This window comes from Cypionkella sp. (assembly GCF_028290025.1).
Taxonomy (GTDB): domain Bacteria; phylum Pseudomonadota; class Alphaproteobacteria; order Rhodobacterales; family Rhodobacteraceae; genus Cypionkella.
This window is the reverse complement of record NZ_JAQGKQ010000109.1, coordinates 1-12845: the sequence shown is the minus strand read 5'-3', so window position 1 is coordinate 12845 and position 12845 is coordinate 1. Positions and strand designations below refer to the sequence as shown.

General features: G+C 59.6%; 13 protein-coding genes and 1 pseudogene. 7 read left to right on the top strand and 7 right to left on the bottom strand.

The window, feature by feature from the left end:
* The first annotated feature begins 36 nt into the window (after positions 1 to 36).
* The 6 genes from JWS10_RS19310 to JWS10_RS19285 all read left to right on the top strand — a co-directional run bounded on the left by JWS10_RS19310 (position 37) and on the right by JWS10_RS19285 (position 4941).
* Positions 37 to 936: a DMT family transporter gene (locus tag JWS10_RS19310; protein ID WP_299509422.1), complete on the top strand. Its 900-nt coding sequence runs from the start codon at positions 37 to 39 to the stop codon at positions 934 to 936.
* Complete coding sequence (locus JWS10_RS19305) at positions 936 to 1526, top strand: NAD(P)H-dependent oxidoreductase (protein ID WP_299509421.1); 591 nt, start codon at positions 936 to 938, stop codon at positions 1524 to 1526. The genes JWS10_RS19310 and JWS10_RS19305 overlap by 1 nt, the downstream gene beginning before the upstream one ends.
* A gap of 78 nt (positions 1527 to 1604) precedes the next feature.
* Positions 1605 to 2390, top strand: coding sequence for a 5'/3'-nucleotidase SurE (gene surE / locus JWS10_RS19300; RefSeq protein WP_299509419.1), 786 nt, complete (start codon positions 1605 to 1607; stop codon positions 2388 to 2390).
* The gene (locus JWS10_RS19295) at positions 2390 to 3052 is read left to right on the top strand and encodes a protein-L-isoaspartate(D-aspartate) O-methyltransferase (RefSeq protein WP_299482603.1); all 663 of its coding nucleotides are present in this window, start codon (positions 2390 to 2392) and stop codon (positions 3050 to 3052) included. Before surE ends, JWS10_RS19295 begins: the two co-directional genes overlap by 1 nt.
* Positions 3053 to 3160: 108 nt before the next feature.
* Positions 3161 to 4303 carry a LysM peptidoglycan-binding domain-containing M23 family metallopeptidase gene (locus tag JWS10_RS19290; RefSeq protein ID WP_299482597.1) on the top strand — a complete coding sequence of 381 codons (1143 nt, stop codon included), beginning with the start codon at positions 3161 to 3163 and terminating at the stop codon, positions 4301 to 4303.
* 92 nt (positions 4304 to 4395) lie between these two features.
* Positions 4396 to 4941 (top strand): STM3941 family protein, encoded by a 546-nt coding sequence (locus JWS10_RS19285; RefSeq protein ID WP_299509417.1) that lies wholly within the window; start codon positions 4396 to 4398, stop codon positions 4939 to 4941.
* A gap of 686 nt (positions 4942 to 5627) precedes the next feature.
* Here JWS10_RS19285 and JWS10_RS19280 read toward each other — a convergent pair.
* The 5 genes and pseudogenes from JWS10_RS19280 to tatA all read right to left on the bottom strand — a co-directional run bounded on the left by JWS10_RS19280 (position 5628) and on the right by tatA (position 9706).
* Positions 5628 to 6899: a hemolysin family protein gene (locus JWS10_RS19280; RefSeq protein WP_299509415.1), complete on the bottom strand. Its 1272-nt coding sequence runs from the start codon at positions 6897 to 6899 to the stop codon at positions 5628 to 5630.
* Positions 6900 to 6956: 57 nt separating this feature from the next.
* Positions 6957 to 7790, bottom strand: coding sequence for an ATP-binding protein (locus JWS10_RS19275; protein ID WP_299509413.1), 834 nt, complete (start codon positions 7788 to 7790; stop codon positions 6957 to 6959).
* Positions 7787 to 8641 (bottom strand): twin-arginine translocase subunit TatC, encoded by an 855-nt coding sequence (gene tatC / locus JWS10_RS19270; RefSeq protein ID WP_299509412.1) that lies wholly within the window; start codon positions 8639 to 8641, stop codon positions 7787 to 7789. The genes JWS10_RS19275 and tatC overlap by 4 nt, the downstream gene beginning before the upstream one ends.
* A gap of 395 nt (positions 8642 to 9036) precedes the next feature.
* Positions 9037 to 9321: pseudogene (tatB, locus tag JWS10_RS19265) on the bottom strand (Sec-independent protein translocase protein TatB); the annotation flags it as partial.
* Between the two features lie 151 nt (positions 9322 to 9472).
* The gene (tatA, locus tag JWS10_RS19260) at positions 9473 to 9706 is read right to left on the bottom strand and encodes a twin-arginine translocase TatA/TatE family subunit (RefSeq protein ID WP_299475178.1); all 234 of its coding nucleotides are present in this window, start codon (positions 9704 to 9706) and stop codon (positions 9473 to 9475) included.
* 165 nt (positions 9707 to 9871) lie between these two features.
* Here tatA and JWS10_RS19255 point away from each other — a divergent pair, with 165 nt between their 5' ends.
* On the top strand, positions 9872 to 10561 hold the full coding sequence (locus JWS10_RS19255; protein ID WP_299509411.1) for a YafY family protein: 690 nt from the start codon (positions 9872 to 9874) through the stop codon (positions 10559 to 10561).
* A gap of 110 nt (positions 10562 to 10671) precedes the next feature.
* On the opposite strand, the gene JWS10_RS19250 is transcribed toward JWS10_RS19255, so the two are convergent.
* Together JWS10_RS19250 and JWS10_RS19245 are read right to left on the bottom strand one after the other, a co-directional pair.
* On the bottom strand, positions 10672 to 11754 hold the full coding sequence (locus tag JWS10_RS19250) for an ABC transporter ATP-binding protein (protein WP_299509410.1): 1083 nt from the start codon (positions 11752 to 11754) through the stop codon (positions 10672 to 10674).
* Between the two features lie 55 nt (positions 11755 to 11809).
* Positions 11810 to 12586, bottom strand: a complete 777-nt coding sequence (locus JWS10_RS19245) for an SDR family oxidoreductase (RefSeq protein ID WP_299509409.1) — start codon at positions 12584 to 12586, stop codon at positions 11810 to 11812.
* Positions 12587 to 12845 lie beyond the last annotated feature (259 nt).

The following is a 12845-nucleotide window of genomic DNA, read 5'->3' as shown; positions in this document are numbered from 1 at the left end:
ATCCCCCCTATAACCCCGGGCAGAGGAGACACCCCCATGACCACCGCTCGCCCACCGCTATCCGCCCGCAACCCGCAAGCTTACGGCTTTGCCGTCACCGTCCTAGGCGTGTTGTTCTTCTTCCCCGATGCCCTCGTGGTCCGCCTGATCGACGCCGACACCATGACCATCGCGGTCTGGCGCGGCATTGCGGCAGCCACCACCACGTTCTTCGGCCTCGCTTTGTTCGGGCGATCCTCCCTGCCGAACTGGCGAGAGCTCCTGCGTTGGCCGTCCCTCGCGATGATATTCCTGCAAGGCGTGGGTTCGGTGTTCTTCCTCGCCTCTTTGGGTCAAACCTCCGCCGCAAACGCGCTGTTGATCCTCGCCACTGCGCCGTTCATCGCGGCGCTATTGTCATGGGCGATCCTGCGCGAGCGCATTGACACCCCAACATGGTGCGCGATCTTCACGGTTTTCGCGGGCGTCGGCATCATCGGCGCGGGCAGTTTGGGCGGCGGGCATCTGTCGGGCGATTTGTTTGCGCTGGCCAATGCCGCAGCCATCGCCACCTATTATGTCGTGATCCGCATGGCCCCCGCTGGCAATCTGATGCCCTCCATTGCGCTCGGCTACCTGCTGACCTCCGTCATCGCCTATCCGTTCGCGCCAATGGCTCCGCTGGACACAAACCAAATCGCCCTGATCTTTATCTCTGGTGGCGTGATCTTGGCTGGAGGCTGCGCCCTGCTGCAAATCGGCCCGCGCTATTTGCCCGCCGCTGAAGTCTCGATGATCACCATGCTGGAAATCATTGCAGGCCCGGTGCTGGTCTGGCTGTTCATCGGCGAGAATCCGGGCATGAAAACCCTGTTCGGCGGTGGCGTGATCTTGGTCGCGGTCACCGCTCACACCTTATTGAAACTGGCACAAAGCCAGCGCGGCCAACCCGCCTGATGCGCCTGCTGTTCGTCCACGCCCATCCGGATGACAGCAGCTTCACCGCTGCCTGCCGAGATACCGCCATCGAAGCCGCTCGCAAAATCGGCCACGAAGTCAAACTGATCGACCTCTACGCCGAAAACTTCCAACCCACCCTCACCCCCGACGAATGGCTCAGCTACCCCGACCCCGATGCCATCCCCGACGAACTCACCCCCCATATCGAAGCCCTAGCGTGGGCCGAGGGGCTGATCTTCACCCACCCGACATGGTGGAGCGGCCCACCCGCCATCCTGAAAGGCTGGCTCGACCGCACTTTGCGCCCCGGCACAGCCTTTCACCCGATGCCCACCGGCCTGAAACCCGGCCTCCGCAACATCCGGCTGCTAGCCGTTATAACCAGCCTCGGAGCCTCAAGCCTGCAATACAACCTCCTCCTATCGGCCCCCGGCAAACGCCAATTTCTGCGCGGCCTGCGCGTCTGCACCAACCCGAGATGCAAAACCCTGTGGCTCGCCCATTACGCCATCGACGCCAGCACCGAAGCCTCCCGCACTCGCCACCTGAATAAAGTTGCGGCGCGCATGGCACAGATTGCGGTTTAACCGCTCCTGAACACCAGCAGTGCTTGCCGCCAAGCCGCCAAGCGTTTATCAAAGCGCTAACAAACATAAGGCAGCCTGATGCGCATTCTGATCACCAATGACGACGGCATCAACGCCCCCGGCCTCGTGACGCTGACCCGTATCGCGCAGGAAATTGCAGGCCCCGGAGGGGAGGTTTGGACCGTCGCGCCAGCGTTTGAGCAATCCGGCGTCGGCCATTGCATCAGCTACACCCACCCGATGATCAACGCGAAACTGGCGGAGCGCCGCTACGCCGTCGAAGGCTCCCCCGCCGATTGCGTACTGGCTGGCGTCTATGATGTGCTCGAGGGCGCGAAACCTGATCTGGTGCTGTCGGGCATCAACCGAGGCAACAACTCCGCCGAAAACGTGCTCTACTCGGGCACCATTGGCGCTGCGATTGAAGCTTCTCTGCACTGCATACCCGCGATTGCGCTGTCGCAATACATGGGCCGCGACACCGACGACCTAGATGACCCGTTTGAGGCCGCAGCCACCCACGGCGTCCAAATCATCCGCACCCTGCTGGATAAGGGCCTGTGGAATACCGACGATTACAGCATCTTTTACAACGTCAACTTCCCGCCCTGCGCCGCAAAGGCCGTCAAAGGCCACAAGGTCGCGCCGCAAGGCTTTCGCCGCGATACTGCATTCGGCGTGCAACCTTACACCGCGCCGTCTGGCAAACGGTTTTTGTGGATCAAGGGCGGCCCGCAGCACACCCCCACCCTGCCCGGCACCGACGCTGCGGTAAATCTAGACGGCTATATCTCCATCACCCCGCTCCGCTGCGATCTGACCGCGCATGACACCCTCGCCGACCTGACAAAGCGGCTCGCATGATGGAGAACGGCCAGCCCGAAGATGAGACGGCGGCCGAACGCAAGATGCGGTTCTTATTTGCCCTAAGATCGAAAGGCGTCACCGACGCCCGCGTGCTGACCGCGATGGAGCGGGTTGATCGCGGCCAGTTCGTGCGCGGTCTGTTCGCCGAACGCGCTTATGAAGACATGCCGCTGCCGATTGCTTGCGGCCAGACCATCAGCCAGCCTTCGGTGGTGGCGCTGATGAGCCAAGCCCTGAATATCAGCTCCCGCGATACCGTGCTCGAAGTCGGCACCGGCTCGGGGTATCAAGCGGCCATTCTTTCCCACCTCGCCCGCCGGGTTTACACCGTGGACCGCCACCGCCGATTGGTGCGAGAGGCGCAAGAACTGTTCCGCGATATGGGTCTGGTGAATATCGTCGCCATGACCGCCGATGGCAGCTTTGGTCTGCCCGACCAAGCGCCGTTTGATCGCATCATCGTGACGGCTGCGGCAGAAGACCCGCCCGGCCCGCTCTTGGCGCAACTGAAAGTTGGCGGTATCATGGTGGTGCCAGTCGGCCAATCTGATACAGTGCAGCACCTGATCAAAGTCACTCGGCTGGCATCGGGCTACGATTACGAGGAACTCCGCCCAGTGCGCTTCGTGCCGCTGGTCGAGGGGATAAGTGCCGACTAAAAGCAGACTAAAGCGGTTCCAAGTTTCATGGTTTCCCTGTAAATTTGAAGCAACTTTCAACACGCAACGAATTGACCCGGAAAAACCGGGCAAGATATAGAGGCTAGCATGACCCTTTCGCGCATCCCCGTTCTTGGCCTCAGCGCCGTATTGCTGATCTCAGCTTGCAGCAATTCGCGCCCGTTCGACTGGGATCTGCGCGCGGGCAACGGCTCGCTGGATACCTCGGATGCCGCCTTGCGCGCGACCGACCCGCGCCCCACCGCTGATGCGCGTGGCGTGCTGTCTTACCCAACCTATCAGGCGGCCGTCGCCCAGCGTGGCGATACGGTGGCGTCGGTCGCGGGCCGCGTTGGCCTGCCTGCCGACCAGTTGGCGCAATACAATGGCCTGAAGCCGACCGACAGCTTGCGGGAAGGCGAAACTCTTGCGCTACCAAACCGCGTCGCAGCGGCCCCAACCGCCAGCACCGCCGCACCCGGTGCCGTCGATGTAAGCTCTATCGCCACCACCGCACTTGACCGAGTTGGCACCACAGCAACCCCGGCAAAGCCCGCCGCGGCAACCAACAGCTTGGTGCCGATACGCCACCAAGTCAAACGCGGCGAAACCGCTTTCTCTATCGCGCGGATCTACAACATCTCTGCCCGCTCGATTGCCGATTGGAACGGCCTCGGCCCCGATCTGGAAGTCCGCGAAGGCCAGTTCCTGATCATCCCGACCGCAAATGCCGCGCCGCCACCGAAAGACCCGGTGGCAATCACCACCGTGCCCGGCGCAGGCTCACCGACACCCGAGCCGCCCTCGGCGAAAAAACCGCTGCCCGCCGAGAAACCCGCCAAAGCGACCGAGAAACCCGCCCCGGCCGCTGATCTTGGCAAAGACCGCACCGCCGCCTCGGCCTCGCGCTTTGCCATGCCAGTGAACGGCAAGGTGATCCGCGCCTATGCCAAAAAGAAAAATGACGGCATCGACATTGCCGCCGCTGCTGGGTCTTCGGTGAAATCCGCAGCCGACGGCACCATCGCCGCGATCACCAAAGATACCACTGGCACCCCCATCGTTGTCATCCGCCACGCCGACGGCATCCTCACGGTTTACGCGGGCGTTGATGGCCTGAAGGTCGCCAAAGGGGACAAAGTGACCAAAGGCCAAAACATCGCCGTCGTCCGAGCCGGAGACCCCGCCTTCGTGCATTTTGAAGTCCGCAAAGGCGTCGATTCCGTCGATCCGATGGCGTATCTGCAGTAATTGTGTGAAGCGCCCCGTGTTGGGGCGCTTTGGTTTTGGTGAGAAAGCCAAAGCTGGTTTCAACCTAACGAAACATTTGCTTTGGAGCAGAAATGCAAACTCTCGGCCTCGGTCAAACCACAATCAGGCGGTCATCTCCAAAAATAATTGGCCTTCTCCTCGTCGCAATCGTTTTTATCGCGCTTGGAATTGTGCTGATTTATGTATCGCTCGGAAATCCCGAACGCAGAAAAATCCTATTCTTCGGCTGGCTGTCAGTGCTGTTTTTTGGAATGTGTTCGGGGTTGGTGTTGTATCGGTTGTTCTATGCAAGCAAGACGCCCGTCATCTTCTCGCCAACCGGCCTTATTGATAAACGCTCGTTTATAGGCGAAATTCCGTGGTCGGCGATTGCGCGTGTCTCTGTATTCTCAACCCAAAGATCCTCGCTCATTCGATTGGAGCTGGTTTCCTATGGGAGCTATCGTCTTCAATTAAGCCGGTCTGGGAGATTTGTGCGCTCAATGGGCAAACTATTTAACATGGACGGCCTCTACATTTCATCAAGTGAAATTGACATATCATTTCCGGAACTTTGGAGCTTGATGCGCAGCTATGTCAAAGAATTCTGCCCCCGTGCGCTGCAAAGCGACAACTAAGCAATTTGCGGATCGTAAATACTTGCGATGGTGACTGGCAGTTTCAGCCAACCCGCCTTCTTTTTCGCTCGGAATCAAGGGCGAAGCCCGCCGGGCCGCGCCTGACCTCCCCCCGGGAGGGCGCGTCTGCACCGGTGCCAGTAGAAATTCTGTAGGGGATGCCGCACCATAAACCGCGCAGAACCAACCTCGCAGCGCCATCCCGAGGTCAGGCGCAACCCTCTGTTGCGCAGGTTAATGGTTCGATCGGCAATTAAGATCTGCAATTACAAAATCAGACCTTCGCCACTACATTCTCATCTTTCGATAATACCGCATGATTCTTATCAATAGCGGCACTAGGAAAAAGAGAAAAAATATATACTTTCCCGCAAACATCGTGCCAGCACCGCGCGCAGCAATAGGAAACTGACCCATTATAAAGCAAAATATCGACAGGACGCCAAACCCGATATAATGGTCGTAAATTACAATCAGTATTTTATACATCGCTCTATGGCATCCCGGAAATCGCTATTGTCACGGAAAATAATCGGGTCAACAGCCAGTGGTCAATCGGAAAGCCCAAATACTCCCGCCGCAGGCTCCACCACCGACCCCAAGCCTTAACCCCCGGTTAACCATACCCCCCACCCGAGCGATTAACCCAACAAAATCAACCCTCCCAACTTGGGAGCCCCCCAACCTCAAACCTCGCTGACCAGAACCTTATCAATCCGCAGCCCATCCAAGTCGATCACCTCAAACTTGTAACCCTCGGCCACGAAGACATCCCCCAGCACCGGCATCCGGTCCAACTGGTGCAGAACCAGCCCGGCAATCGTATCGTATTCCCCGGCCAATTCCCGCGACAGCCCGAGCCGATCACAAAACTCATCCGCAGGCATCCAGCCCGACACCAGCAAGCTGCCATCCGCCCGCTTGATCAAAGCAGGCTCATCCGCATCAGCCGAACTTTCCGCCCCAGTGATCGCTTCCAGCACGTCATCGGTGGTGATTATGCCCTCGAAGTGGCCGTATTCATCGTAAACCAACGCGATGTGATGCAGCGATTTGTGCAGCACCACCAACACATCCAACGCATCCGCCTGATCCGAAACCACCGGTACATCGACAACCAGCGCGCGCAAATCCAGCGCCTCACGCCGCGACACCACGTTGAAAACGTCGGCAAGGGTGACAATCCCCACCACCTCACCACTGGCACGGCTTTGCACCAGCATCCGAGGCCGCGCGATCTTGCGGACCTGCGCCACCGCCTCAGCCGAGGTGCTTTCCAACTCCAACATCTGCACTTCATGGCGCGGCGTCATCAGCGCCCGCGCGGTGCGATCCCCCAGACGCATCACGCCCGCCATCATCTCCCGCTCGCCATCCTCCAGCACGCCACCTTCATGCGCTTCAGACAACAGACTGTGGACTTCTTCCTCCGTCACCTTATTGCCAGTATCGCCGCGCTGACCCAGCAGCCACAGCACCGACTTGCCCGACCAATCCAGCAACCACACCACCGGAGTCGTCACTTTGCTCAGGATCGCCATCGCAGGCGCCATCCGAATGGCCACCCCTTCGGCATTGCGCAAAGCCAGCTGTTTCGGCACCAATTCTCCAATGATCAGCGAGACATAGGTGATCGTCACCACCACACCACCAACCCCAAAGGTCGATGCCCAATCCGCATCGACTCCCAAACGGATCAGCCAGTTGGTCAGCCGCAGGCCCAAAGTTGCTCCAGACAATGCCCCTGACAACACCCCAACCATGGTGATGCCGATCTGCACCGTGGACAAAAACCGCCCGGGATTTTCCGCCAACCGCAACGCCGCCGCAGCGCCTTTGCTTCTGCCCTCCAGCGATTTCAGCCGCGCAGGCCGTGCCGAAACGATTGCCATTTCGGACATCGAGAGCACGCCGTTCAATACGATCAGCGCAGCCAGAACAAGGATTTCTATAATCATGATGCCGCTAAGATCAGGCCCACACGCAGAAATGGCAAGAGGTCACATCACCGGGGGTCACAACGCCACCCCGTGCCTTGCTGCCAGATCGCAGAAGAATTGCCACGCCACCCGGCCAGACCTGCTGCCCCGCGTCGCCTGCCATTCAATCGCCTCAGCCCGCAGGATTTCAGGCTCCACCGTCACGCCATAAGCCGCCGCATAGCCCCGGATCATCTCCAGATATTCGTCCTGCGAGCACGGATGGAACCCCAGCCACAGCCCGAACCGATCCGACAGTGAAACCTTTTCTTCCACCGCCTCGCCCGGAGTAATCGCGGTCGAGCGTTCATTCTCAATCATATCGCGCGGCATTAGATGCCTGCGGTTTGAGGTGGCATAAAGCAGTACATTCTCCGGCCGGCCCTCAATCCCGCCATCCAGCACCGCTTTCAGCGATTTGTAGTGCTGATCGTCATGGCTGAAACTGAGGTCATCGCAGAACAGGATAAACTGATACGGAGCCTTGCGCAGATGCGCCAACAACCGCTGCACGCTCGGCAAATCCTCGCGAGACAATTCCACAATCTTCAGATCATGGCCTTCTTTGCACACCGCCGCATGGATCGCCTTCACCAAGGATGATTTCCCCATCCCCCGCGCCCCCCAAAGCAGCGCGTTGTTCGCAGGCAGCCGCCTCGCGAAATACCGCGTGTTCTCCAGCAAGGTATCGCGCGAACGATCCACCCCGATCAGCAGGCCAATATCAACCCGGCTCACCTTCACGACAGGCTCCAGCCGATCCGGCCCGGTGTGCCACGCAAACGCCTCGGCGCTAAAATCCGGTGCTGCAACGGGCGGTGGAGCCAACCGCTCCAACGCCTCGGCAATCCGCAACAAAGCGTCGGTCATTCTTCCGGGTCCACCCAAGTGCCATCGGCGCGCTCTTGCGCCTCACGCTTCTTCTCAAACCCGGAAATCATCCAGATCGACAGTTCATACAGCGGATAAATCGCGAAAAACATGATCAACTGACTCATCACATCCGGCGGCGTTGCCACCGCAGCCACCGTCAAAATCGCCACCACTGCATATTTCCGCGTCGCCCGCAGACCGGAAGCCGAGATCATCCCGGCCTTGCCCATCAGTGTCAGCAGCACCGGCAATTGGAAGCACAGCCCGAATGCCATGATGAACTGCATGGTCAACGACAGGAAGCTCTCGACCGAGCCTTGGTACAAAACCCCCGCCGCAGCACTTGTGATCGACGGTGCGACAGGAGCAGCACCCGGATTCATCGCCTTGGCGAAATCACCCTGGTACGACAGGAAGAAGTGAAATGCCCCTGGCAGGATCATGTAATAGGCAAACGCCGCCCCCGCGATAAACATCGCCGGAGACGCCAACATGAACGGCAAAAACGCGTTCTTTTCATTGCGATACAGCCCCGGAGCCACAAAGCGCCACAGCTGAAACGCGATCACCGGGAACGACATCGCAAAGCCGGCCCAAACCGCAATCTTCACGGCCACAAAGAAGCCTTCCTGCAACTTGATCAGCACGAACTGACACTTCTGCCCGTAATCCGCCATCGCATTGCACATCGGAATCGACAGCACATGAAAGATTGGAATCCACAGCAAATAACCGACCAGACAGCCCACCCCCAGCACCGCAACCGAGATCAAAATCCGGTTGCGCAGCTCTTTCAGGTGTTCGATCAGCGGCGCGGAACTAGCCTCCACATCATCGGTATGGCTCATGCTTCATCCGCCTTTTTGATTTTGCGTGGAGCGCGTGGTTTCGCGGCGGGTTGGGATTCTGCTTCAGGCAATGCGGTCGAGAATGTGCTAGGTTCCGCCAAGCTTATCGGCTTGCGCACCCGAGGTTTCACCGCAGGCTTCACATCCGCCTTCGATGCCGCAATGCCACTGTCAACCGCTTTCAACTTCTCTGCGGTTTCCGCCAGAATGACCTTTTTCGCCGCCTGCTTATCCATCAAAGCCTGCGTCTCAGGCCCCAATATCCTTGGCTCTACCGCAGCTTCAATCGCCACCGCAGGGGCCGCTCCAGCTTCCACGACCGAAGCCGCGGCCTGGGACGGCATCGGCGCTGGCACCAAAGGCTTGCTCGCCACCGGAGTTGGCCGGGCAGCATTCTTGATCGGATCCCATTTCTCAAACCGATCAGCGGCCTCTTTTACCTTGTTCAGACCAAGGTTCTTCGCCGAAGTCGCGGCCTTCAGATCGTCCGCCACGTCTTTCACGCCAGTTTCTTTCGCCGCCTGCTCCATCGCGCGGGAAAACTCCCGCGACATCTGCCGCAGCTTGGCAGTGAACCGCCCCAACTGTCGGAACATGTCCGGCAAATCCTCTGGCCCGATCACAATCAGCGCCACGATGCCGATCAGCACCAACTCGGCCCAGCCGATATCCCCAAACATCTAAAGCAAGCCCCTTCGCGACGTCCGGCCTAAATTGGCCATTTAGTCAGACACTCATCAGACACAGCCCAAGGCTGCAAGCTTCAAATCACCGCCCCCCACTGCAAGGCGCTACGGCTCAAGGCCGCAACGCACCCCGCAGCCCCGAGGCTTAGACCTTGTCTTTTTCGGTTGGAACGATGATCGGCGCGTCAGTCGGCGTTACGTCGCGCGCAGCCTTTGCCGCCGCTTCTTTCTCAATCTCAGACGAGCCATCGGACACGCCCTTTTTGAACGCGGTGATGCCGCGACCAAATTCGCCCATCAGGCTGGAAACTTTGCCACGGCCAAACAGCACCAGCACGACAATCGCTACCACCAACAGGTGCAAGGGGCTCATATGCATCATCAATTCTCCATTAAGCCGCAAGCCGCGGCAGGTCCGGCACTGACTTAGGCAGGGATGCTGGCCAAAAGAAACCCGAAAACCCTATAAACCAGCCGATTTCTCCGCTATAGCTGACAGCTATGTGTCAGTTGCCTATCCCGCAAAATCTCACGATGGAAACCAATGCGCCGCACCGACCGCCTGTTTGACCTGATCCAAATCTTGCGGGACGGTCGTTTGCACCGCGCCTCCGATATCTCGGCACGCCTTGGCGTCTCCATCCGCACGATCTGGCGCGACATGAACACGCTGATGGCCTCGGGGCTTCCGGTCGAAGGTGAGCGTGGCGTCGGCTACATCCTGCGCGCGCCGATCACCCTGCCGCCAATGATTTTGAACGCGGTGGAGCTTGAGGCTCTGCGGCTTGGCCTGCGCCTTGCGACCCAAGGCGACGATGCGACCCTAGCCAAAGCCGCCCGCGCCCTCGCCAAGCGTATCGCCGCTGTGACGCCAGCGCCTACGAAAGACGAAGGCGATCTGTTCGCCTTCCCCGGCCCAACCGACAACCGCGCCCCCAAGCACCTGCCACCCCTGCGCCGCGCCATCAAAGCGCATGAGCGCGTCACAATCACCTACATCGACCAGCGCGGCACCGAGAGCCACCGCGACATTCGCCCTTTGGCTTTAGAAAAACACGCTCAGGTCTCAACCCTCGCCGCCTACTGCGAAGCCCGTGGCGATTTCCGCAGCTTTCGTGTTGACCGGATTGTGGCAGTCACCGCAACCGGCGAGCGTTTCCCAGACGAGCCCGGTCGCAGCCTTTCAGACTACCGCGCCCGCATGGAATCCGAGACGATTCGCGATCAAGGTTAACGCCGCCAAACCCTGCTGTGCGTATGGCCGATAAATGGCCGCTTCATGGCCGTTTTCCAGCTCATTAACTTTTCAAAAATCCCAAAAGTTAACCCAGCGTCCCCAAGCACTTAGCCCGCCGGAAACACATAACACCGATCCCGCCTGATCATCAGCCACAGCGGCGTCTCAGCCTTCGGCAAAAACACCCCCGGCACCGAGGCGGTCAGGATAGAGCCGTCAAACTCCATGCGAAATTCCACCAAGCTGGCATGGCCCAAATACCGCGCCCGCTGCACCACACCCCGTGCCGGAGTGCCCTCTGGCACCGTCGGATTAGGCCCGCGCCCCGCCCGATCAAAGTCGATTTTCAGATGCTGCGGACGTATCACGATATCCACTTCCGCTCCATCCAGATGCCCCGGCGTCAAAAACTCGCCAAACGGAGTCGCCGTCAAAGCCCCCCTAGACACACCCCGGATCACGTTGATATCGCTAAAGAAAGCCGCCGCCGCCCGGTCTACCGGAGCGTTATAGATGTTGTAAGGCGCGCCACGCTGCACAACATAACCGTCTCGCATCAGCGCAATCTCATCCGCCATCCGCATCGCCTCATCCGGCTCATGCGTCACCAACAGCACCGCCGCACCCTCGGCCTTCAGCACCTCCAGCGTCGCATCCCGAATGCCATCGCGCAAACGGTTGTCCAGACCCGAAAACGGCTCATCCATCAGCATCACCCGAGGCCGAGGTGCCAGCGCCCGCGCCAAAGCCACCCGCTGCTGCTCACCACCCGACAGCTCATGTGGATGCTTGGCGCCAAAGCCGGAAAGGTTCACCTTTTCAAGAAGTTCATCGACGCGCCTCACCTTGGCCGCCTTATCGCCGACAAGCCCAAACGCCACATTTCCCGCCACCGTCAAATGCGGAAACAGCGCGAAATCCTGAAACATTAGCCCGACGCCCCGCGCCTCTGGCGGCAGGTTCACCCCCGGCCCAAACACCGCTTGGCCGTCGATCAATATCCGGCCCTGATCCGGGGTTTCCACCCCTGCGATCATCCGCAATGTCGTCGATTTACCGCAACCCGATGGCCCGAGCAGGCACATCACCTGACCCGCGGCCACCTGCAACGACACGTCCGATACCACGGCGCGCCCGCCAAAACTGCGGGTTAATCCTTGCACTTCAAGGCGTTCTGATAGGGCGGCCATTGTCATCCCGACGCTGTTTCGCCTTCCCTACCAGCCGCCCCAAACCCCGGCAAGTTTACATCGTAGAATACATCGCCCCGCCATCCAGCAAGATATTCTGCCCCACCATATAGCCCGCATACTGGCTGCACATGAAGGCACATGTCGCGCCAAACTCCTCCGCCGTGCCGTAGCGCCGCGCAGGGATCTCAGCCGAACGCTCCGCTTGCACTTCTTCCATGCTGATACCACGAGCTTTCATCACGCCGGTATCCAGCGAAACCGCGCGGTCAGTTGCATGAATACCGGGCAGCAAGTTATTGATAATAACCCCAAAAGGCGCCACCTGCCGCGAAGTGCCGCCGACGTAGCCCGTCAAGCCAGCCCGCGCCGCATTAGACAACCCAAGCTGCGGGATCGGCGACTTCACCGACTGCGAGGTGATATTGACCACCCGACCCCAGCCCTTGTCGATCATCCCCGGCAGCAGCGCCTTCATCAGCGCGATCGGCGTCAGCATATTGGCATCCAGCGCCTTGATGAAATCAGCACGCTCCCAATCCGACCAGATACCCGGAGGCGGCCCGCCAGCATTTGTCACCAGAATATCCACCGCACCCGCAGCCGCCAGCACCGCCGCGCGCCCTTCGTCGCTGGTGATATCTGCAGCCACAGCAACCACTTGCACGCCAAACTTGCGCAACTCCGCTGCCGTCGCCTCCAAAGCCTCCGCCCCCCGCGCGTTGATCACCAGATCGACGCCCGCCTCGGCCAAAGCCATCGCACAGCCACGCCCCAGCCCTTTTGACGCCGCACAAACCAGCGCCCGCTTGCCTTTGATGCCCAAATCCATCGACGATCTCCTATGTTTGCGCCAGCCTAGCAGCCGATCCGCCGATGTGTAAGCCCGCGCTTGCCTTGCGAAATTCAGCGCAGGGCCAAAAATTAACCCCAATTTCGTATTCTGTTGACTTGAGCCCACCTCGCACGCGCTTCTCACGCAGCTTTAATCATTAACCGGTAGCCTTCGCCCCATGACTGTCAAAAACGCCCTGCCTCATCCCGGTCACGCCTGTCAGGTTCTGACAGCCGATGCTATTTACGTGATCAGT